Annotated in this window: 19 protein-coding genes and 1 pseudogene; 5 read left to right on the forward strand and 15 right to left on the reverse strand. The window is 72.9% G+C overall.

Features of this window, described 5'->3' with window-relative positions; translation table 11 throughout:
- Positions 1-107 precede the first annotated feature (107 nt).
- Both ACWCP6_RS24900 and ACWCP6_RS24905 read right to left on the reverse strand, forming a co-directional pair.
- The gene (locus ACWCP6_RS24900; RefSeq protein ID WP_450934748.1) at positions 108-1481 is read right to left on the reverse strand and encodes a cryptochrome/photolyase family protein; all 1374 of its coding nucleotides are present in this window, start codon (positions 1479-1481) and stop codon (positions 108-110) included.
- Between the two features lie 4 nt (positions 1482-1485).
- Positions 1486-3129, reverse strand: coding sequence for an SDR family oxidoreductase (locus ACWCP6_RS24905; RefSeq protein ID WP_450934749.1), 1644 nt, complete (start codon positions 3127-3129; stop codon positions 1486-1488).
- A gap of 217 nt (positions 3130-3346) precedes the next feature.
- Here ACWCP6_RS24905 and ACWCP6_RS24910 point away from each other — a divergent pair, with 217 nt between their 5' ends.
- Positions 3347-3583 (forward strand): chaplin, encoded by a 237-nt coding sequence (locus ACWCP6_RS24910; RefSeq protein ID WP_450934750.1) that lies wholly within the window; start codon positions 3347-3349, stop codon positions 3581-3583.
- Positions 3584-3920: 337 nt separating this feature from the next.
- A complete protein-coding gene (locus ACWCP6_RS24915; protein WP_450934751.1) occupies positions 3921-4553 on the forward strand; it encodes a TfuA-like protein in 633 nt (210 codons plus the stop codon).
- On the opposite strand, the gene ACWCP6_RS24920 is transcribed toward ACWCP6_RS24915, so the two are convergent.
- Entirely contained in the window at positions 4545-5336 is a 792-nt protein-coding gene (locus ACWCP6_RS24920; RefSeq protein ID WP_450934752.1) for an SDR family NAD(P)-dependent oxidoreductase, read from the reverse strand. The genes ACWCP6_RS24915 and ACWCP6_RS24920 overlap by 9 nt on opposite strands.
- A 187-nt stretch (positions 5337-5523) precedes the next feature.
- On the opposite strand from ACWCP6_RS24920, the gene ACWCP6_RS24925 reads away from it, so the two are divergent.
- Positions 5524-6096 (forward strand): TetR/AcrR family transcriptional regulator, encoded by a 573-nt coding sequence (locus tag ACWCP6_RS24925; RefSeq protein ID WP_450934753.1) that lies wholly within the window; start codon positions 5524-5526, stop codon positions 6094-6096.
- 45 nt (positions 6097-6141) lie between these two features.
- Here the strand turns inward: ACWCP6_RS24925 and ACWCP6_RS24930 are convergent, their stop codons facing one another.
- The 5 genes from ACWCP6_RS24930 to yczR form a co-directional block, all read right to left on the reverse strand.
- On the reverse strand, positions 6142-6426 hold the full coding sequence (locus tag ACWCP6_RS24930; protein WP_450934754.1) for a hypothetical protein: 285 nt from the start codon (positions 6424-6426) through the stop codon (positions 6142-6144).
- A 236-nt stretch (positions 6427-6662) separates the two neighbouring features.
- Positions 6663-7946, reverse strand: a complete 1284-nt coding sequence (locus tag ACWCP6_RS24935; protein ID WP_450934755.1) for an MFS transporter — start codon at positions 7944-7946, stop codon at positions 6663-6665.
- A complete protein-coding gene (locus ACWCP6_RS24940) occupies positions 7943-9145 on the reverse strand; it encodes a PLP-dependent cysteine synthase family protein (protein WP_450934756.1) in 1203 nt (400 codons plus the stop codon). Before ACWCP6_RS24940 ends, ACWCP6_RS24935 begins: the two co-directional genes overlap by 4 nt.
- A gap of 90 nt (positions 9146-9235) precedes the next feature.
- Positions 9236-9715 (reverse strand): hypothetical protein, encoded by a 480-nt coding sequence (locus ACWCP6_RS24945; protein WP_450934757.1) that lies wholly within the window; start codon positions 9713-9715, stop codon positions 9236-9238.
- A 108-nt stretch (positions 9716-9823) separates the two neighbouring features.
- On the reverse strand, positions 9824-11311 hold the full coding sequence (gene yczR, locus ACWCP6_RS24950; protein ID WP_450934758.1) for a MocR-like transcription factor YczR: 1488 nt from the start codon (positions 11309-11311) through the stop codon (positions 9824-9826).
- 106 nt (positions 11312-11417) lie between these two features.
- On the opposite strand from yczR, the gene yczE reads away from it, so the two are divergent.
- Positions 11418-12167, forward strand: a complete 750-nt coding sequence (gene yczE / locus ACWCP6_RS24955) for a membrane protein YczE (RefSeq protein WP_450934759.1) — start codon at positions 11418-11420, stop codon at positions 12165-12167.
- Here yczE and ACWCP6_RS24960 read toward each other — a convergent pair.
- The 7 genes from ACWCP6_RS24960 to ACWCP6_RS24990 form a co-directional block, all read right to left on the reverse strand.
- Positions 12157-13974: an APC family permease gene (locus tag ACWCP6_RS24960; RefSeq protein ID WP_450934760.1), complete on the reverse strand. Its 1818-nt coding sequence runs from the start codon at positions 13972-13974 to the stop codon at positions 12157-12159. The two genes, yczE and ACWCP6_RS24960, sit on opposite strands and share 11 nt — an antisense overlap.
- A 164-nt stretch (positions 13975-14138) precedes the next feature.
- Positions 14139-15473 (reverse strand): diaminopimelate decarboxylase, encoded by a 1335-nt coding sequence (lysA, locus tag ACWCP6_RS24965; RefSeq protein ID WP_450934761.1) that lies wholly within the window; start codon positions 15471-15473, stop codon positions 14139-14141.
- Between the two features lie 13 nt (positions 15474-15486).
- Entirely contained in the window at positions 15487-15873 is a 387-nt protein-coding gene (locus tag ACWCP6_RS24970) for an SAV_915 family protein (protein WP_450934762.1), read from the reverse strand.
- 414 nt (positions 15874-16287) lie between these two features.
- The gene (locus ACWCP6_RS24975; RefSeq protein WP_450934763.1) at positions 16288-16488 is read right to left on the reverse strand and encodes a hypothetical protein; all 201 of its coding nucleotides are present in this window, start codon (positions 16486-16488) and stop codon (positions 16288-16290) included.
- A 374-nt stretch (positions 16489-16862) separates the two neighbouring features.
- On the reverse strand, positions 16863-17828 hold the full coding sequence (locus ACWCP6_RS24980; RefSeq protein WP_450934764.1) for an SCO2400 family protein: 966 nt from the start codon (positions 17826-17828) through the stop codon (positions 16863-16865).
- Between the two features lie 349 nt (positions 17829-18177).
- On the reverse strand, positions 18178-19002 hold the full coding sequence (locus ACWCP6_RS24985) for an alpha/beta fold hydrolase (protein WP_450934765.1): 825 nt from the start codon (positions 19000-19002) through the stop codon (positions 18178-18180).
- A complete protein-coding gene (locus tag ACWCP6_RS24990; protein WP_450934766.1) occupies positions 18999-19586 on the reverse strand; it encodes a TetR-like C-terminal domain-containing protein in 588 nt (195 codons plus the stop codon). Before ACWCP6_RS24990 ends, ACWCP6_RS24985 begins: the two co-directional genes overlap by 4 nt.
- Before the next feature lie 146 nt (positions 19587-19732).
- Between ACWCP6_RS24990 and ACWCP6_RS24995 the strand changes: the two are divergent.
- Positions 19733-19879: pseudogene (locus ACWCP6_RS24995) on the forward strand (P-type ATPase); the annotation flags it as partial.
- Positions 19880-19968: the final 89 nt, after the last annotated feature.

A 19968-nucleotide genomic window follows, 5' to 3' on the forward strand; every position in this document is an offset into this window, starting at 1 on the left:
GGGCCCGGGCTCCGGAATGGACGCGGGTGGCGCCACCCCGGAGTGGTGAGCGCCCGCGATTCCGGGGCGCTCCCGGGGCCCGTGCGGCACCCCCGGTCCTACGACGGTCAGTCGATGCCGCGGCCATGCCTGAACCGTGCGAGCCCGTCGGCGAGAGCGACGACCGGGTCGGGATAGTCGTAGCGGGCCCGCTCGACCGCGGGAAGCCTCCACGGCTCGTGGACCGCTGCGCCGTCGATCCCTTCGAGCTCGGGCACCCAACGCCGCACGTACGCACCGTCGGGGTCGTACCTGTGGGCCTGCCGGACGGGGTTGAGGACGCGGTTGGGCCGGGTGTCCGTGCCGGTTCCGGCCACCCACTGCCAGTTCAGCTGGTTGTTGGCCAGGTCGCCGTCGACCAGCAGGTGCAGGAAGTGACGTGCGCCGACCCGCCAGTCCACGTAGAGCGTCTTCGTCAGGAAACTCGCGGCCACGAGCCTGCCCCGGTTGTGCATCCAGCCCTCGTGCCGCAACTGCCGCATCGCCGCGTCGACCAGCGGGTATCCGGTGCGCCCGTCCCGCCATGCCTGGATCTCCTCCTCGGCTTCCCGTTCCGAACGCCATCTGTCGTCCCTGGTGCGGTAGTCCGCCGTGGCCGCCCCGGGCCGCGCGGCGAGCACCTGGTGGTGGAAGTCCCGCCAGCACACCTGCCGGACGAACGCCTCGGCGCCCGGGCCGTCCACGGAGCGTGCGCGGTGGACGAGTTCGGCCGGGGACAGCGTGCCGAAGTGCAGGTGCGGCGAGAGCTTCGACGTGGCGTCGCCCGCGAGATCGTCGTGCGTGTCCTGGTACGTCCGGATCCCGCCGTGCAGCCACGCACTCAGCAGTCCGCGGGCTTCGCTCTCCCCTCCCCGGGCCAGCCCGCGGGACGCCCCGCCGACGTCCTTGCGGGACGGGACCTCCTCGGAGCGCAGCCCCATGGGGACCCGTACCGTGCGGGGCGGGCCGAGCGCGCCCCGGACGTCCTGCTGCGACCAGCGGCGGTGGTACGCCGTGAACACCGCGTAGTGGTCCGAGCCGGCCGGGGCGAGGGCACCGGGGGCGGCCACCGTGACGACGCCGTCGTGGACGTGCAGCTTGCGGCCGTCCTGCTCCAGAGCGGTGCGCAGGCGCTCCTCCCGGGTGCGGGCGTACGCGCTGACTCCCGCCGCCATGTGGACCTCGTCGGCGTCCGCCTCGTGCGCGAGCGCACGGGCCTCGTCCACGACATCGCCCGATCTGACGACGAGGCGGCCGCCGCGCTTCCGCAGCCGCTCGTCCAGGTCCCCCAGGCAGTCGGCGAGGAACGCCTGCCGGTTGGGGGCGGGGAATCCCGCGGCGGCGATGCCGTCGTCCAGCACGAAGAGCGGCACGACATGCTCGGCGCGGGCCAGAGCGGCACGCAGCGGCGGGTGGTCGTGCAGGCGCAGGTCGGAGGTGAACAGGACGACCGCGGCGTGCATGGCATCACTCCAGTGGGGTCGGACGAGGACTGTCGGCGACGGAGGATTCGCGAGATGTACCGGCCGCGGATGCAGCTTCGGCGGCCCGGGAACGGGCGTGCTCCGGGGCCTCCCCGTCGCCCGGGACCCGGGAGCGGGCGTGCGCGGCGTCGGCGCGCAGGGCCGCCTGGGTGATGTTGCGCGCCATGCCGCCGAAGACGATGGCGTGGAAGGGCGAGACGCTCCACCAGTAGAGGTGCCCGAGCAGGCCGTGCGGATGGAACAGTGCCCGCTGCCGGAACCGGGTGCGGCCGTGCTCGTCCTCGTCCGCCCGCATTTCCAGCCAGGCGAGTCCCGGAAGGCGCATTTCGGCACGCAGCCTCAGCAGCCGCCCCGGTTGGACCTCCTCCACTCGCCAGAAGTCGAGCGAGTCGCCCACCCGCAGCCGTGCCGCGTCCCGGCGGCCGCGGCGCAGCCCCACACCGCCGACCAGCCGGTCGAACCAGCCGCGTACCGCCCAGGCGAGGGGGAAGGAGTACCAGCCGTTGTCCCCGCCGATTCCCTCGATGACCTCCCACAGGGCCTGCTTCGAGGCGTCGACCACGCGGCTGCGCCGGTCCGTGTAGAGGCTGCCGCCCGCCCAGTCCGGGTCGGTGGGCAGCGGGTCGCTGGGGGCGCCCGGCGGGGAGGCGGAGGACCAGCGGGTCGTGACCTGGGCGTCGCGTACGCGCTGGAGCGCCAGGGTCAGGGCCCGGTCGAGGCCGATGGGCGTGTCCGGAGGGTCGGGAACGTACCGGGCGATGTCGTGCTCCCGGCAGACGACCTCGTGGCGCAGCGACTCGGCGAGGGGCCGGGCGATGGACCGGGGCACGGGGGTGACGAGGCCGACCCAGTGGCTGGAGAGGCGGGGGGTGAGCACCGGGACGCGGAGGATCAGGCGCCGGGGCAGTCCGGCGACCGCCGCGTACCGGTGCATCATCTCCTCGTACGTGACGATGTCGGGCCCGCCGATGTCGAAGGCGCGGCTCACGTCGTCGGGCATACGGGCGCTGCCCACCAGATAGCGGAGGACGTCCCGCACTGCGACCGGCTGGATGCGGGTGCCGACCCAGCTGGGGGTGACCATGACCGGCAGGCGTTCGGTGAGGTAGCGCAGCATCTCGAACGACGCGGAGCCCGATCCGATGATGACGGCGGCGCGCAGCACGGTCACGGGGATCCCCGACCGCAGGAAGATGTCCGCCACCTCGGCGCGCGAGCGCAGATGCGGTGAGAGCCGGTCCTCCGGGACGTCGGCCGGTGTCAGGCCGCCCAGGTAGACGATGCGGCGCACGCCGGCGGCGCGGGCCCGGTCCGCGAAGGTACGGGCGGACCGGCGGTCGGTGTCCTCGAAGCCGCGCCCCGTGTCCAGGGCGTGCACGAGGTAGTACGCGACGTCGATGCCGTGCAGGGCCTTGCCGACCGACCCCGGATCGGTCATGTCGCCGCGCATCACCTCGACGCGCCCCGCCCACGGATGGCCGCGGAGCTTGTCCGGCGAGCGTGCGAGGCACCGGACGCGGTGGCCCGCGTCGAGCAGCTCGGGCACGAGGCGGCCGCCGATGTACCCGGTGGCGCCCGTCACCAGGCACCTGGTCTGCCGTACGTCCGCCGCGTCTTCTCTGTCCATGGGTGCCTCGGTCCGACGTGGGTGGCCTCTTGTCATCTGCCTCTGCACAGTGATTCCTCGTGGCGGGCCGGTTCGGATGCATGCATGCGCCGTACGGGTGCGGTGGCGTGGTCCGGGAGGCGCACGGACACGCCACCGGTCCGGTGAATGCGGCGGGATTCCGTGCTCGGAGGAGTGTGATCGTGGCCTGACATCCCGCTGTATCCCGGAGGAAAACATGCGCATGCGAATTGCTTCTGCCGTGGCCGCTCTGGCCGTGACCGGCGTTCTCGCCGGTGCCGGTGCCGCTGCCGCTGACACGGGTGCCGAGGGGACGGCCACGGGCAGCCCCGGCGTCCTCTCCGGGAACGTCATCCAGATCCCGCTGGACCTGGGCCTCAACCTCTGCGGCAACTCGATCGGCGTCGCCTCCCTGCTGAACCCGGCCTCCGGCAACAGCTGCGTCAACGGCTGAGCCGAGCGCACGACCGCCCGCCGCCACCCTGCCGACCGCGGGGTGGCGGCGGTGCGTTCACCCGTCGCATCCACCGCCCGGAGCAAGCCGGTTCCTCCACCCGGTCGTCCGATCGACGGATCCTGCCGCGGCGGACCCGGTGGGAGTCTGGAGATCCAATACGGCGATTCGAGGAATCACCTTCCAGGGAGTTCCTCTCGGCCACCGGCCGTACGTCCACGGAGGGCGGAGATTCCATATGTATGCGATGAGCGGGAGAACCGTCGTCACCGTGGGTCCCACACTCAGCCGTGGGGAAGTGCTTGCACACCTGCCGCACGCAGAGGTGCGCCCGCCCGTGGCCGCCGGCGAAGTACTGGGCTGGGGTCTGGGCCCGGGAGACGAACTCCTCGTCATCGACGGGGTGTTCCCGCACACCCGCTCCGTGCGGTTCGAGGAGCTGCTGGCCCTGCTCGACCGCGGGGTGCGGGTCCTCGGAGCGGCCGCGCTGGGTGCCCTGCGGGCCGCCGAGCTGGAGCCCTTCGGCATGCGGGGCGTGGGCCGGGTGTTCGCCGACTACCGTGACGGCGTGCTCGTCGGCGACGACGAGGTGGCCCTGGCCCACGCGGATGCCGACCTCGGCCACAGGCCTCTGACCTGGGCTCTGGTCGACCTGCGGCACTCCGTGCGGGTCGCCGTCGAGCGTGGCGTCCTCGACCGGCACACGGCGACGGCCGTCGTGCGGGCCGCGAAGGGGATGCCCTTCGCCGCGCGGCGCACGTCCACCGTGCTCGCGACCGCCGGTCGGCACGGTGCGGACGCCGCGAAGCTGTCGGCGTTCGCCGAGTTCTGCCGCAAGGAGCCGCGCAGCATCAGGCGACTGGATGCGGTGGCCGCCCTGAGGCTCATGGCTGCGGGCCCGCGTCCCCGCACCGAGGACGTCGGCCGCCGCGACACGGCCACCCGGACCCCGACGGCCGCCTCAGCGTGATGTCCGCTGGGCGTCCACGATCTGCCGGATCGTCCCCTCGGCGCCCGCCCGGCGCTGAACCCGCTCCGCGAAACCGGGGAACTGCCCGGCGATCGCGCTGAGGAGCCGCATCTCCGGCGGAGCGACGTTCACCTCGCACAGATCGCGCTCGACGGCGCGCAGCACACCCGCCGCCACCCGCTGCGGAGAGACCGTGCGCATGCCGCCCGGCGGCTTGGCACCGGTGGCCGCGAACATGCCCGCGTCCCGCACGAATCCGGGCTGCACCAACGACACCCCGACGCCGGTGCCGTGGAGATCCTGCCGGAAACCGAGCGCGAAGCCGCGGAGCCCGAACTTCGTCGCGTTGTAGAGGGACGACGAGCGGGTTGCGGCCTTGCCGGAGATGGACCCGACGAGGACGATGTGTCCCCGGCCCGCGTCCACCATGCCCGGCGCGAGGCGGCGGGCCAGTATGACGGGTGCGCGCAGATTGACCGCGAGGGCCCGGTCGATCTGTTCGGGTGTGTAGTCGAGGAGGTCACCGCTGGACGGCAGTGCGGCGTTCGCGATGAGGACGTCCACGTCGGCGCACGCGTCCGCGAGCCGCTCGACGTCATCGGCATCGGCCAGGTCGGCGGCCACGGCGCGTGCTCCGAACTCCGCGGCCACCTGCTCCAGGGCATCCGGGCGGCGCCCGGTGAACACCAACTTGGCACCTCTGTCGGCGAGTCCACGGGCGATTGCCCGTCCGATGCCACCCGTGACCCCGGTGAGCAGGACGGTCGATCCGGTGATGCGCATACGCGTTGCCCTCTCAGTTGTTCGTTCGAACGAACACTAGGGAGCGCAGGCGCCGCTGTCCACACCGGATCCGGACCGGCCGGGCAGCTCGGACCGGGGAACGGCACGGACCGGTGCGGACGGGGCGAAAAGGCGGAGCCGCCCCGGGGCGAGGGTGCACAGCGGCACCGATGGAACAATGATCCGCATGTCCAACCCCGTCGCCACCCGCCAGAACATCATCGACGCCGTGCTGCGCATCATCGGCCAGGACGGCATCGCCGCGGTCACCAACCGGCGGATCGCGAAGGAGGCAGGGGTCTCGCTCGGCTCGGTGACCTACCACTTCGCCAGCCAGCACGAACTCCTCAGGGAGAGTCTGCTGCACTTCGTCTCGGAGGAGACCCGTCGTTTCACCGAGCTGGCCGACCAGTGCAACGAGGAGGGCATCGACCTCGAGCGGGCCGCGTCGGCGGTCGGTCAGGTCGCCGGCGGAACGGAGTTCGACAGCCGCCACATCGCGCCGTTCGAGCTCTACGTCCAGGCCGGGCGCGACGTACGACTGCAGGCCGCGGCCGCCGACTGCTTCGCCGCCTACGACCGGCTGGCCGCCCGGATCCTGGCGGCGCTCGGGGTACCGGACGCGGAGCGACTGGCCGGCACGGCCGTCGCTCTGGTCTTCGGCCAGCAGCTGCGACGGCTCGCCACCGGCTCATCGGCGACCGAAGACCTGGTGGACGCGCTGCTCCTGCTGTCGCGCGCGGCGGGCCGATCCGACTGACGCAGCGCCCGGCGCAGCCACCGCCGCGGCCCCACCGGGCTCCGCTCAGCGCGTGGGCGCGCTGTCCTCCATCAGCTCCGCTGCCGTGAACCGTGCACTGTAGGACTGCCAGGCGCCGTCGATGACCAGCAGAAAGCCGTCACCGTCCTTGAACAGCCGACGGCGCTTGGGACTCCTCGGGTGCTCCGGGGTGTACCGGCGGGCACGTGCTTCGAGCTCCGCCAGGGCCGCATCGCGTGTGCCCTCCACATGCGCCATGACATAGGTCTCCGTGTGCTTGCGCTCCCCCGCACCCACCGTCGTCTCGACGATCAGTCCCCATGTCGCCATGCGCCACCCCCCGGTCCGCCACGATCACGACCCACACTAAGGGGCGGGCACAACGCCCCGGCCAACGGGGGCCGTTGAGGGAAGTCGTGTCACGCCGGCCCCGGTGGCCCACCCCTCCTTCGGCACCGCGGACCATGATGACGCAGCCCGCCACGGACACCCTCCATCAGCCGAAGGTCTCTCCTGACCGCTCGGGTCGCCGAGGGGTCTCCTGCCCTGCCCGCGCAGGCGCGTGGTCAGGAGGAGACCGCCGGAGTGAGTTCCCGTCCGGGTCCGCCGCTCAGTCGGCCCGACCGTTCCAGTGCGGCGACGCAACCGGCGCACACGGCGCCCGTCGCGGCAAGGGCGAGCCATGTCAGCTCCGGGTGCCCGAGGCGTTCGGCCGTGTCCCACAGCGCGCCCGTGGTCAGGTTCCCCAGCGTGATGCCCAGGCCGGAGACCGTGTTGTAGAGGCCGTAGTGGGTGGCCACCAGGCGGCCGCCGGACAGCGAGACGACGGTGTCCATCTCGAAGGGGTAGACCAGGGCCGTGCCGAGGCCCAGCATCGTGACAGTGGCGAACAGCGGTGCCAGCACCGTGCCCCAGGCCGGTGGGGCCGAGCCCGGGGCCACCGTCCCGGAGCCGATCAGCAGCGGCAGGAACGCCCCGCCCATGACGGCGATGCCGTGGAAGACGGCCCGCTGTGCGGTCCAGCGGGCCCGCGCCCATGCGGTGATCTTCAGTTGCCCGGCCACGGCCACCGCGGCGGAGACCGCGAACAGGCCCGTCGTCACCGCGTCACCGTTCCCCGGAGCCACCCGGTGTGCCTGAAGTGGCAGCGCGAGGTAGACCTGGAAGGACAGTACGGACGAGCCGATCATGGCGGCGGAGAAGAGGAGGAAGGGCCGGTTGGCGGCGACCGTGCGCCAGTCGGCCAGAACACCGCCGGCCTCGGCCGGCGCCGTGCCCCGGCGCCCGGGGAGCATCCTCAGCTGAATGACCGTCAGGGCCAGGAACAGGACGGCGGCCACCGTGCACACCAGACGGAAGTCGGATGTGAGCAGCGCGAGTCCGGCCAGCGGTCCGAGGAACATGCCCGCCTGGTAGAAGACGTTGAAGGCCGCAAACGCCTCGACTCTGCGCGAACCCGCCTCCAGCGCGAGATACGCACGGACCGCCGGGTTGAAAAGGGCCCCGGCGAACCCGGTGGCCGCCGACGCCACGACCAGGGCGGGCAGCGAGTCGACGAAACCGAGCAGACCGAATCCGATGGTACGGAGCACGCACCCGGCCATGATCACGGGCTTGTAGCCCAGCCGGTCGGCGAGCGTGCCACCGATGAGGAACATGCCCTGCTGGGCGAAGTTCCGCACCCCGAGGACCAGGCCGACCGCCCAGGCGGCCATGCCCAGACCGTCGGCCAGATGGACGGCCAGGTAGGGCATCAGCATGTAGAAGGCGGTGTTGATGGTGAACTGCTGGACCATCAGCAGGCGGATGCATCCGTTGAACGAGCGGAACTGCGCTGCGAGGGAGTTCAACGCCCTGCTCCTTCGGGTGCGGTGACCTCGGCGCAGCGGGGTCGGTGGTCGGGGCCAGTGCTGTCGGGGCACGGGGTCCAGCCCGCGGGCGTGGACACCTGGTCGCACCGGGTCCAGCGCTCGACGGTGCGCTCGCCGGGGTGTCCGATCTCGTCCGGCTCGGTGGCGGGGCGGTGGTGCAGGAGATCGTGGCGACGGCAGTAGTCGTCGCTGTAGACGGTGTTCCAGTAGCGGTGCACTGCGTCGGGGAAGACCGCCACGATATGGGTGGGCTCCGGTTCGGTCCTGGCCAGCCAGTTCGCGACGAGCGCGACCGCGCCCACGCTCCAGCCGCCACTGGTGCCGTGCCCGCGCGCCAGCTCGCGGCAGGCCCACACCGCCTCGGCCGGAGCCACCCAGTGGACCTCGTCGAACGCGGTGTGGTCGACGTTGCCGGGATGGATGCTGCTGCCGAGGCCGCGCATCAGGCGCGGGCCCGCGGGCTGGCCGAAGAGGGCCGAGTGCACGGAGTCGACGCCGACCAGTCTGAGTTCGGGGTGGAAGGCGCGCAGCGTGCGGGCGATGCCCGCGGAGTGGCCGCCGGTGCCGACGGCCGTGACGAGCACGTCGATCCGCCCCAGTTGCACGAGGAGTTCGAGGGCGAGCGGGACGTAGGCGGCGACGCTGTCGGGGTTGTGGTACTGGTCCGGGCACCAGGCGGACGGGAGCGCGTCGCGCACCGCGCGTACGCGCCGCCGTCGCGCCTCCTGCCAGCCGCCCACCGGGTGGGGCTCGGTCACGACATCCACATGCGCACCGAGCGCCCGGAGCTGATGCACCATCAGCGGTTCCGTCCCGGGGTCGGTGACCAGCGTGACCGGGTGGCCGTAGGTGATGCCGGCGAGCGCGAGGCCGAGGCCGAGGGTGCCGCTGGTGGATTCGACGACCGGGGCGCCCGGCACCAGGTCCCCGCGCCGGCGGGCGGCGGCGACCATGTGGAGTGCCGACCGGTCCTTGATGCCTCCGGGATTGGCGCCTTCGAGTTTGGCCCAGAAGCCGCGCCCGGGGCAGTTGAAGGGTTCGCCGATCCGCAGGAGGGGGGTGTTGCCGACCATGCCGGCCGGGGACCGGAGCGGTGCTCCGGTCGGTTCGGGGAGCTGGTGCGCCGCCAGGAGGGACCTGACGACGCGCGCGGGAAGGGTGTGCAAGGACGCGTTCATGTGGTGGTCCTTCCGCGGCCCGCTCTCGGGGGCCGCGTCCGTCTGCCGTACGGGGCGTGCGGAGCCCGGTGTCGCGCCGGGCGTGAATGCTCAGGTACGACTGACGCAGACCATGCGCAGGGTGCGGGGTCCGGTGGGAGCGGGCACCGCGGCCGTATCGGGATGTCCGCGGGGCACGGCGGCCACCGGCGGGTCGCCCGTGCGCCGCCACGACGGCGACAGGCCCAGCAGCAGGAGCGCGAGGAACAGAGCTCCGGCAGGTGACCGTGGTTCGGCCCGGCAGTCGGCAGGGCCGCAGCACTCCTCGCCATGTCCGGGGTGCTCGCCGCCCGCACCGCGCCCGGGCTGCCCCTCCCCCGCCACGCCCACCGCACGCGCTACGGCACCGGAGGCCGGTGCCCCGGAGGTGCCGCGCACCGAAAGCGCGACCGGGCCGGCGCGGTGGTGGCCGCCGTCGGCCATGTGCATCGCACAGGCCGTCACGTGGGCCAGCAGCGTCAGCGCCAGGCCCACGAGAAGGACGAGTCCCGGCATGCGTGAGCCTGCGCGCCCGGCGGCTTCCTGCGGCATGGAACCGATCGTAAGCACAACCCGCCACTATGACCGCATTCATCCTCACACAGGCGATCTGCGCAGGTTCGGTCGCCCTCGTCCACGTGGGCCGGTGCCGCGGTGTGCTCAGGCCACCCAGTCCGGCCGTCGCGCGGCGGACGGGAGCGGGCGGCCGTCGGCGAGCGCGGCGGCCATCCGGTGCACGGCCTCGCGCAGGGTGTCGGGTGACGTCGTGTAGGGAATGCGCAGACGCTGTTCGAAGACACCCGGGTCGGTGGCGAAGGTGGCACCGCCCTCGATCCGTACGCCGTACTCCAGTGCGCGTTCGGCCAGCGCGGCGGCGACGGGTTCACCCAGGTCGACCCAGAGGGCCAGGCCGCCGGGAGGCAGCTGCCAGGTCCACTGCGGCATGTGTTCGGTCAGGGCGGCGGCCAGGGCCGCGCGCTGCTCGCGCATCCCGTGCACGCGCGGCGGCAGCAGTTCCGCGTCCCGCGCCAGGAGGGTGAGGGCCATGAGCTGGTCCATCACCGAGCCGCCCAGGTCGGTGGCGATCCGCTGGCCGGCGAGTTCGGTGACCAGGCGTGCGGAGGCCCGCAGCCAGCCGATCCGCAGCCCGGCCCAGTGGGTCTTGCTCATCGAGCCGATGGTGATGACCTGTCCGCCCGCGGCGGGTGTGGCGTGGGACGCGAACGGCGGTGGGCAGGGGACGTCGAGGGCGAGTTCGGCGAGAGTCTCGTCGACGACCAGCCAGGTGCCGGAGCGCTGTGCGGCGTGCAGCACGCGGATGCGCTCGTCCCGCGGCATCAGCAGCCCGGTCGGGTTGTGGAAGTCGGGGATCAGATAGGCGAGTTGAGGGACGACCTGGCGCAGGGTCGATTCGATGATCTCGACGTCCCAGCCGCTGTCGGTGACCGGGACCGACACGGGGCGGAGCCGGGCGCGCCTCATGGCCTCCAGGGCGTTCGGGTAGGTCGGGTTCTCGACCATGACGCGGTCGCCGGGTCCCGCCAGGAGCCCGATGACCAGGGTGAGCGCGTGCTGGGCGCCGGAGGTCACCAGGATCTGCTCGGGCACGGTGGCCAGGCCCCGCCGGGTGAAGCGCTCGGCGACGGCGGCGCGCAGTTCCGGCAGCCCGTAGGGGTGGTAGCCGGGCGTGTGCGCATGCTCAGCGAGTGCGGGGGCGATCCGGTGGAGGGCGTCGACGAGCGTCCGCTCCGGCATTCCGGGAGCCGCCCTGGCCAGGTCGATGGCGGTGTCCGGAGGGGCGAGGGCCCGGCTGACCCCGCGGGGCGCAGTGCCCTCGGGCAGGGTCGTCCAGGTGCCGGAACCCTGGCGGCTGTGCGCATAGCCCGTCTCGCGCAGCAGGTCGTAGGCGGCGGTGACGGTGGCCCTGCTGGTCTTCACGGCGGCGGCGAGCTCCCGCTCGGCGGGAAGTCTGACGTGCAGCGCGATCCGCCCGTCGAGGATGAGCCCGCCGATCGCCCCGGCCAGGTGGCGGTAGACGGGCCGGGTACCGGCAGGGGCGGGCAGCATGGCGGCGAGCCGGTGGCTGCCCAGGGTCCGCTCGGCGCGGTCCGCCCGGTCCACCGGTCGGGACGAAGTCGAGGAAGCCATACCACTCTCCCGGAATTGGCCATGCTGTCGTGGCCAATCACAGTACAGACTCGCCGCAAGTGGCCTGAAGCACGAGCACACCGGAGGCGAGCACATGAGGGCGGGCATGAGGGAGCGTCAGGGACGCGAGGGGCGGCAGCTCCCGGAGGGGCGTGCGGGGCACGTACGGGCTGCCGGCGTGCGCCCGCCCCTGACGCCCCTGACGTACGTCCGGCTCGGCGAGCGCCCGGGGCGGCGCCTGCCCCAACTGGTGGCCGGCCTCGCCCTCTACGGGCTCAGCCTCGCGGCGACGGTCCGCGCCTCACTCGGGGTCAGCCCCTGGGCGGTGCTCAACGAGGGGCTGGAACAGCACACCCCGCTGAGCTTCGGCATGGTCACCGCGGCCGTCGGGGTCGCCGTGCTCGTGCTGTGGATTCCCCTCCGGCAGAGGCCGACGCTCGGCACGGTCACCAACGTCGTCGTCGTGGCGTACGCGTCGGATCTCGGCCTGGCACTTCTTCCGCAGCACCTCGACCTCGCGGCGCGCCTGGGTCTGCTGGTCGGGGGTGTTCTCCTCAACGGGCTCTCCGTCGCCGTCTATGTCGGCGCCCGTCTCGGGCCGGGTCCGCGGGACGGGCTGATGACCGGCGCGTCCGCCGTGACCGGGCGTTCCATCCGGGCCGTCCGCACCCTGATCGAGATCACCGTGCTCGCCCTGGGCTGGCTCCTCGGGGGCACGGTGGGCGGCGGCACCGTGCTGTACGCGCTCGCGGTCGGCCCGACCACCCAGTTCTTCCTGCCCCGTTTCGTCTACCGGAGCATCGCCGAACGCGCCGCGACGGCAGCGCCGCGGGCGACGGCGCCCGTCACACGCTGAGCCGGTACGGCAGCAGGCACACCACCACGTCGGTGCGGGCCCTGAGGACGGTGGCCAGCAGCAGGCCGCGCTGGTTCTGCAGGATCTCGTAGCGGCGGTGGCGGGGCTCGACCTCGGGGATCAGCACGGCGATCTGCCGCCCGTCCTGCGCCGCGCGCTGCACGTAGTCGACGATCGGCTGCACCAGGGAGCGGTGCGGGCTGTCGATGACATCGAGCCGTACGCCCGGGTTCCACCTCTCCCAGGCCTCCCGCAGGACGGCGGTCCTGGACGGGTCGGCCTGGACGGTGACCGCGACGACTTCGTCTCCCAGGGAGAGTGCGGCGCTGACCGCGCGCTGGGCGAGCTTGCTGACGTCACCGAGCGGGACGATCACCATGCTTCCCGTGCGGCGGGCCGGCGGCCCCGGGATCCTGCCCAGCTCGAGTTCCTCACCGACGCTCGTGTAGTAGCGCTCGATACGGTGGAACAGCAGCATCATCAACGGGATGGCCACGACGACCACCCAGGCGCCCTCGAGGAACTTGGTCGTGAGCAGGATCAGCCCGGCCAGGGAGGTGAGGAGCGCTCCGGTGCCGTTGATCAGCGCCCGGCGCCGCCAGCCGTCCGGCTGTTGGGTGGCCCAGTGCCGTACGAGTCCGAGCTGGCTGAGGGTGAATCCGATGAACACGCCGATGGCGAAGAGCGGGATGAGCCGGTGGGTGTCGGCATCGACGGCGATGAGCAGGGCGGCGGCGAGCAGGGCCAGGGCCACCACGCCGTAGCGGTAGACGGGGCGTTCGGCGCGCAGCCCGAAGAGGTGGGGCAGCCGGTGGTCGCGGGCGAGCAGGCTCATCAGCACCGGCAGTCCGCCGAAGCTGGTGTTCGCAGCGAGCAGCAGGACAACGGTGACGACGATGTTGGTGGCGTAGTAGGCCCAGCCCGTGCCGAAGGAGCCTGCGGTCACCTGGGCCAGGACGGTGACACCTCCGCGCGGGGCCACGTGGTTGCGGCGGATCAGCACGGCGAGACCCACGAGCATCAGCCCGAGGAGCGCCCCGAGCATGAGTTCGGTGCGCTGGGCACGCTTGACCCGGGGGATACGGAAGGTCGGCACGGCGTTGGCGATGGCCTCGACACCCGTCAGCGCCGAACAGCCCGACGAGAACGCCTTGAGGATCAGCAGCACTCCCAGCGCCTCATGGGCCGGATACGCCTGTGCGGTGCCGACGACCGCCACCGGGTGGGAGCGGAGCAGACCGAGAACGATGACACCGATGATGGCCACGATGAACAGCACCGTGGGCAGCATCAGCACACGGGCGCTGTCCGCGATGCCGCGCAGGTTCACGGCCGTCAGCAGGGCCAGTCCGACGAGGCAGGCGAGGAGCTTGTCGTCCGCGAGGGCGGGGAAGGCGGACGCGAGGGCGTCGGCACCGGCGGCCAGGCTGACGGCGACGGTGAGCACGTAGTCGACGACGAGGCTGGCGGCGGCGAGGAGACCGGCGGGCCTCCCCAGGTCCTTCTTGGCCACCGCGTAGGCGCCCCCGCCGTCCGGGTGCACGGCGATCACCTGCCCGTACGACACCACGAGCGCCGCCAGCAGGAAGGTGATCGCCAGGGTGATGGGCAGCGTGGCGCTCAGCGCCCCGGTGCCGGCGGCGACCAGGACCAGCACGATCGCCTCCGGGCCGTACGCCACGGAGCTCAGCGCGTCCAACGACAGCGCGGCCAGGCCTTCCAGGCTCGTGAGGTGGTGCTTCTCCCCCTCGCCGGGGCGCAGGGGGACTCTCGGGCGCAGCTCACGGCGTGCCAGGCCATAGGCCATCGAGGGCCTCCCTCACGGCTGGGCGGACGGTCGCGACCAGTTTTCCTCCGCCCCGCCCCGGGCCGCCGGAGCGTGCGTGGGTGTCGCGGCCGGAGCGCGGGCCCGGCCGGGTCACGTCACCCGCCCGGAGGGGTACGGGCGCCCCGCGCGGGGCGATCGCAGGCTCAGAGGCCGACGTCTCGGCTGCGGATGTCGTCCAGGGACCCCCGGCGTACGAGCAGCCGGGCGTCACCCCGGTCCACGGCGACCACCGCCGGGCGGCCGACGAGGTTGCCGTCGGAGGCCATCGACAGGTGATAGGCGCCGGCCACGGGTACGGCGATCAGGTCTCCGGGGCGTACGTCGCCGGGCAGGCGTGCGTCCGCGGCGAGGACGTCCCCGGCCTCGCCGTCCATGCCGACCACGGTCACCGCGACCGCCTCCGCGGTGCTGTGACGGCCGATCAGGTGAGGTACGTGACGCACGTGGTACAGGCCGGGGCGAGGGTTGTCGCTCATACCGCCGTCCACGGCCACGAGCCTGTTCGCGCCGGTGTGCTCGACCGCGAGGACCCGGTGGACGGCGACCCCGGCGGGCCCGGCGACGGCGCGTCCGGGCTCGACGATCAGGCGGGGCACGGGCAGCCCGGCCGCCGCGCAGCTTCCGGTGAGCTCGGTACGGACCTTACGGGCCAGCTCCCTGATGTCCAGCGCCTCGTCGCCGGGCCGGTAGGCGATGCCGTGCCCGCCGCCCATGTCGAGTTCGGGCAGGACGGTGCCGTGCTGGTCGCGGATCCTGGCCATCAGCCCCACCATCCGGCGCACCGCTTCCAGATACGGCTTGACGCTGGTGATCTGCGACCCCAAGTGGCAGTGCAGTCCCGTGAGTTCCAAGCGGGGCTGGTCCAGGATCCGGGCGATCGCGTGCTGGGCGTAGCCGTCGGCGATGGACAGACCGGACCTCTGGCGGTCCGTGCCGGTGCGGAACTTCCCGTGGCTCCCGGCGCTGCTGCCCGTCACCACGCGCACCATGACCTTCTGGATGCCGCCGGGCCCGACAGCGGCGGCGAGCCGCGCGATCTCGGAGGGGCTGTCGATCACGATGCGTCCGACTCCCAGACGCAGTGCGGTCTCCAGGTCCTGGGGCGACTTGGCGTTGCCGTGCAGCACGATCCTCTCGGGTGGGACTCCGGCACTGACGGCGAGTTCCAGCTCGCCGGCCGAGCACACGTCGAGACCCAGGCCTTCGTCGGCCACCCAACGCGCCATGGCGCGGCAGAGGAACGCCTTGGCCGCGTAAAGGATTTCGGCTTCCGGGAAGGCCCGCCGATAGGCGCGGCAGCGCTCCCGGACCTCGCCCTCGTCCAGCACGTGGACCGGCGTTCCGAAGCGTGCGGCGAGTTCGGCGAGGGGTACGCCGCCCACGGCCGGATCGTGCCGCCGCCGCTCGGTCGTGGAGGCCGGCCACACTGTCAGGTAGTCGGCGGTGGGGAGCGGTGCGGGCTCGTACACAGTGGTCATCGTGTGGTCCGCCTCAGCCGATCCGCAGGGGCTGCGGGTCACCGGCGTGGACGGGCCGCAGCTGTGCAACCGGTGCGGGGCGGGCCTTGGACCCCGCGGCCCGCGACCGGGCGGTGGAGGGCGCGGTGAGTTGCGGATCCACCGTGACGGTGGTGACGCCGAGCGGCGCGGCGAGGGCGTGCAGGGCGGGCTCGGCGAGTCCGATCCACGCCTGGTCCGGGCCGAGAGTGGCGGTCAGCCGCCGCTCGGTGGTGAAGCCGACGGCGGTGCGGCCGCCGGGGGGTGTGCGGAACAGGCGGACCACGCACCCCGTGGGCCCCGGCCGGACGGGTACGCAGAGGAGTCCGGCCGGGTGGCGTTCGGAGGGTTCCGGGTCTTCTCCGCAGATGAGGTCTGTCATGGGATGCCTCCTGGAGGATCCGTGCGGTGCGGTACGGCGGTTGCCGTCCCGGTCCGGGACGGCGGACCGGGACGCCGCCGATGCTATTGCCGCGGACTCGGCACGCCGGGCACTCCATGACGCGATGCTGACGGCGAACGGGCTGTCACTGACACCTCTCTGACGGCGAACGGGCTGCCATTGCCCCCTCCTTGACGGCGAACGGCTGCCGCTGACGCCTCCCTGACGGCGAGCGTCGCTCGCCGATATGTGGCCGGTAACGGCTGTTGGCCGCACATCGGCGGCTTCGTGTACGCGCCCGCCGAACCGCGATGCGGAGCGCTCACGCGCGGCTGGATACCTCGCCGAACGGCGAGCAGGCGTACGGGGTTCGGGCCGGTTCCTCCGCGCGTGACGGATGTCGCCCCGTGCCGCTCAACCGGACTGCTGGTGCTTGTGCAGGGCCGTGGCGGCCCGGAACCGCAGACGCCCGCAGCGCTCCTTGTCCGCTTCAGAGGCATCGTCGGTGCAGCAGCAGTGGTCGGCAAGCCGGCGCAGGTCTTCCGGGTCGAGCCAGAGAGCGACACGGCCCTGCGCGGCCTCGGACTGCGGATCGGTGGGCCGTGGCGCGTTCATGGATCGACTGTACGGCCGGCTCAGGGCGTGTCCCGCAGAGGAGGTTGCGGGTTCGCGGAGGGCACGCACCTGGCCGCACCGCTCCGGCCGGCGCCGCAGGACACGTGCGGCGCGAACGGGCAACGATTCGGCGGCCGATCGGTACGACGAGCTCGGCGGAACGCCCGGGCACGCCCTTGCCACCAGCGGCGGTGAGCAGGCGAAGGGCGCCGGATTCGGCGGCCGGGGCGCCGTCCGCGTCAGCTGGTGGCACCGCTGGGAACCGGTCCCCCGGCGTCGACAAGCGATGGCGGCGCCGAGCGACGGCCCGCCTCCGTTTCGACGAGGCGGGCCGTCCTCACACGAGGTACCGCGCGGGCGCGGGACCGGAGTTGTCAGCCGATGCAGACGACTCCGAGCACACACACCGGCGTCGCTGAGGTCGAGCCGCTCGGAGGCGTCGCCTGCGACGGCTGCGCGGGCTGTGTCGGCTGGGCCGCGGGTGCCTGGCCCGACTGCGAGCTGCCGCTGTCCGACGAGCCACTGCCCGACGAGCCACTGTTGGACGAACCGCTGTTGGACGAACCGCCGGAGGCGGGCGCGGCCGGCCCGGATGACGCCGCGGCGCCGGTGCCGCCGGAATGCGTCGTCGTGGCGGAGTGCGCCGGCGCGCTGCGCGGCGCGGCGTCGGTGCTCGTGAGGGGGTGGTTCGTGGCGGTGGAGGCCGGCTGCCGGTAGGCCGTGGCGGGGGCACTGGCGTTCGCGTGCTGCTCCGTGGCGGCCTCGGTGGACCGGTGGGCACCGGTGTGCCGTGAGGCCCGTTCGTCGGACTGCTGCGTGCTCGCGTCGGTGTTCTCGGTCCGCGGGGTGGCCTCGACCCGCGGCTCCGGGGCCGCGGTGGCATGCGTGGCGTTGGCGGACGGCTTGTCCGGCAGCAGGGCGACGGTCAGCGCGCCGCCTGCGATCGCAAACGCCGTAGCGGCCGCCGCACGGCGCTTGTGCTTCTTCCAGCGCGCCAGCTGCCGGCGCCGGGCCGCCCGGCCCACTCCGGTGCCGGAGGCACCGTCGAAGCCGGTGTCCGCGCCGGAGTCCGGGGCATCCGCCGGCTCCTCGTCGAACGCGGCGGCGTCCGCGGCGGGCGGGGCGTCGAAGTCGTCGATGGCGTGACGGGGCTCCGCGGAGAAGGGCGTCTCCCGCGTCCACGGGTCCCAGGCCGTCGTGGCGGCGCCCCAGGTGTCGCCGTGGCGAGCGGGCGGGGCTATGTCGGGGGCGTACTCGCCGCATCCCGGACACACCAGTGCCCCGTTGAGGTTCCGGCGGCACGACGAGCAGTAGTCCATCTGCGATCTTTCTGTACTCACTGCGCCGCCAGGGGCGCCGGAAGGCGTGTCCATGTTTGCATGCGGGATCGTGCAGCCAGTCACGCTAACGGCATCACCCGCAGGCGAGGCGCAAACCTTGTGATGCTTGTGTGCAGATGGCCCGGCAACCGCTCGCACGGGTCGGACATAACCCTACTGATCAGGACATGGAAGCGAAGCGTTCCAGCCGCCGTCGACCGCCGGTCGACGGCGGCTGCGCAGCGCACCGCCCCCGAAGGCCGGAGGCGCACCGTCCTCGAAGGCCGGAGGCGCACCGCCGCGGACCGGCGGGGAAGCCTCCGGCCGAGCACCGGCGGCGCGTCCACCCCACCGGGCAGGCCGCACCGCCTCAGTCGAGCGCCGCCAGCAGCTGTGCGGCGAACTCCTCCGGGTGTTCGGTGCAGCCGAGGTGCCCGCCGGGAAACTCCGTGATCTCCAGGCCGAGCAGTTCGGCGAGCCGTACGGTCGGCCCGTGCAGCGCCTCCTGGTCGCGCGAGTCGCGCCCGACCGCCGGGACGAGCCGGTCAGCGGCACGCCGCAGGGCGGCGACGTCCGGCTCGGTCCCCGTGAACGGGCACAGGATGTGCTCCAGGAAGACCGGGAGGTTCGCGTGCATCCGGGGAGCCATCTCCCGGATCGAGTCCGGCAGTTCGGTCGCCTGCTCCGCCGGACGGCCGCCCAGCCCCTCGCTGAAGCGGGCCATGGCGGCGCCGGTCCCGTGCGCACGGAAGGTCTCGCGCACATCGGCGAACAGGGCACGGTGCGGCGCGGGATCATCGAGGAGCTCCACCAGCGGGGCCTCGTGCGCAACCACCCTGCGCAGCCGCTCGGGGTGGCGGGCGAGCAGATCGAGTGCCGTGATGGCGCCGGAACTGCTGCCGAAGACATGGGCCGGCTCGTGCGGCGACACCAGGTCGAGCAGCCGGAGCACGTCGTCGCTCCACACCTCCACCTGCTGGTCGGCGAGCGGTCCGTCGAACCTGCTGCGGGACAGGCAGCGCTGGTCGTAGGAGACCACGGTGTACCGGGTGGCGAGGTCGTCGGCCATGCCCTCGTAGAGTCCGGCGTCGGCGGCACCGCCGGGTATGAGAAGCAACACCGGGCCGCTGCCGCGCCGTTCGTGGTGGAGGGTGGCGCCGGGCACCGCAAGGGTGCCGGTCACGGGCTTGGTCATCGTGTGCTCCTGTCGTGTGCGGAAGGCCAGTTCTCCAGGAGCGCATGGAGCGCGTCCAGCGAACGCGACCAGGACTGCTCCACCTCGCGGGAGTGCCCGAAGGCTCCGCTGAGCTCCAGGTGGACATAGCCGTGGAAGGCGCTGCGCAGCAGACGGCCGGCGTCGGTGAGGTCCGGCTCGGTCAGTCCGTAGGCGCGCAGCATGCCGTAGGTCAGGTCGACGCTGCGGCGGAACCCGGCGGAGTCGGCGACCTCCTCGGGTTCGAAACGCATCTGCGTCGCCGCGTAGCGGCCAGGGTGTTCGAGGCCGTAGCGCCGGTAGGCGTCGGCGAAGGCGACGAGCGCGTCCTTGCCCGACCGGCCCGCGACGGCCGCGCCGATGCGATCGGTCATCTCCCCCGCGGCCAGCAGGGCGATCCGGACGCGCAGATCGCGCAGGTTCTTCACGTGCGAGTAGAGGCTCGCGTCCTTGACCCCGAAGCGCCGCGCCAGCGCGGACACCGTCACCTTCTCCAGACCGGCCTCGTCGGCCATCTCTGCGGCGGCCTCCGTCAGCCTGGCCGCGGTGAGACCTGCACGCACCATGCGCCACCTCCGGACAGCGTTTCCTAGAACCTCTAGGTTAGAACCTAACACATCTAGGTTCTGCGTCGTCTGCCGCGTGTCGGCCCGACGGGGCCCGCTGCACCGCCCGCGTGGCGGGCCCCACAGGCCCGCTCCGGGGCCGACTCCTGGATCTGTCCCTGGTGACAGGGGAGGGCGAACCCGTCGGGGTGGGGCCGGGCTCGGCCGTCGTGGGCGGGGCCGTGAACGCCACCGGGCTGCTACTCGTGCGGGCCACGGCGGTCGGCGCCGACACCCGGCCGGCCCGCATCACGCCCGGTCCTGTCCGTGGGCGGCGCCGACCTGTGGGTCCTGGCCCGTCTCCCGGAGATCCCGCTCTCCGTCAGGAGTCGGACCGAATTCC

Source organism: Streptomyces sp. NPDC002004 (assembly GCF_053593975.1).

What these genes read in the sequence shown, in the direction of transcription:
- ACWCP6_RS24985 (WP_450934765.1), bottom strand. Translation starts at nt 19,002, where the DNA reads ATGACCAAGCCCGTGACCGGCACCCTTGCGGTGCCCGGCGCCACCCTC.
- ACWCP6_RS24940 (WP_450934756.1), bottom strand. Translation starts at nt 9,145, where the DNA reads ATGAACGCGTCCTTGCACACCCTTCCCGCGCGCGTCGTCAGGTCCCTC.
- ACWCP6_RS24905 (WP_450934749.1), bottom strand. Translation starts at nt 3,129, where the DNA reads ATGGACAGAGAAGACGCGGCGGACGTACGGCAGACCAGGTGCCTGGTG.
- ACWCP6_RS24900 (WP_450934748.1), bottom strand. Translation starts at nt 1,481, where the DNA reads ATGCACGCCGCGGTCGTCCTGTTCACCTCCGACCTGCGCCTGCACGAC.
- yczE (WP_450934759.1), top strand. Translation starts at nt 11,418, where the DNA reads ATGAGGGAGCGTCAGGGACGCGAGGGGCGGCAGCTCCCGGAGGGGCGT.
- ACWCP6_RS24925 (WP_450934753.1), top strand. Translation starts at nt 5,524, where the DNA reads ATGTCCAACCCCGTCGCCACCCGCCAGAACATCATCGACGCCGTGCTG.
- yczR (WP_450934758.1), bottom strand. Translation starts at nt 11,311, where the DNA reads ATGGCTTCCTCGACTTCGTCCCGACCGGTGGACCGGGCGGACCGCGCC.
- ACWCP6_RS24975 (WP_450934763.1), bottom strand. Translation starts at nt 16,488, where the DNA reads ATGAACGCGCCACGGCCCACCGATCCGCAGTCCGAGGCCGCGCAGGGC.
- ACWCP6_RS24990 (WP_450934766.1), bottom strand. Translation starts at nt 19,586, where the DNA reads ATGGTGCGTGCAGGTCTCACCGCGGCCAGGCTGACGGAGGCCGCCGCA.
- ACWCP6_RS24930 (WP_450934754.1), bottom strand. Translation starts at nt 6,426, where the DNA reads ATGGCGACATGGGGACTGATCGTCGAGACGACGGTGGGTGCGGGGGAG.
- ACWCP6_RS24910 (WP_450934750.1), top strand. Translation starts at nt 3,347, where the DNA reads ATGCGCATGCGAATTGCTTCTGCCGTGGCCGCTCTGGCCGTGACCGGC.
- ACWCP6_RS24945 (WP_450934757.1), bottom strand. Translation starts at nt 9,715, where the DNA reads ATGCCGCAGGAAGCCGCCGGGCGCGCAGGCTCACGCATGCCGGGACTC.
- ACWCP6_RS24920 (WP_450934752.1), bottom strand. Translation starts at nt 5,336, where the DNA reads ATGCGCATCACCGGATCGACCGTCCTGCTCACCGGGGTCACGGGTGGC.
- ACWCP6_RS24960 (WP_450934760.1), bottom strand. Translation starts at nt 13,974, where the DNA reads ATGGCCTATGGCCTGGCACGCCGTGAGCTGCGCCCGAGAGTCCCCCTG.
- lysA (WP_450934761.1), bottom strand. Translation starts at nt 15,473, where the DNA reads ATGACCACTGTGTACGAGCCCGCACCGCTCCCCACCGCCGACTACCTG.
- ACWCP6_RS24970 (WP_450934762.1), bottom strand. Translation starts at nt 15,873, where the DNA reads ATGACAGACCTCATCTGCGGAGAAGACCCGGAACCCTCCGAACGCCAC.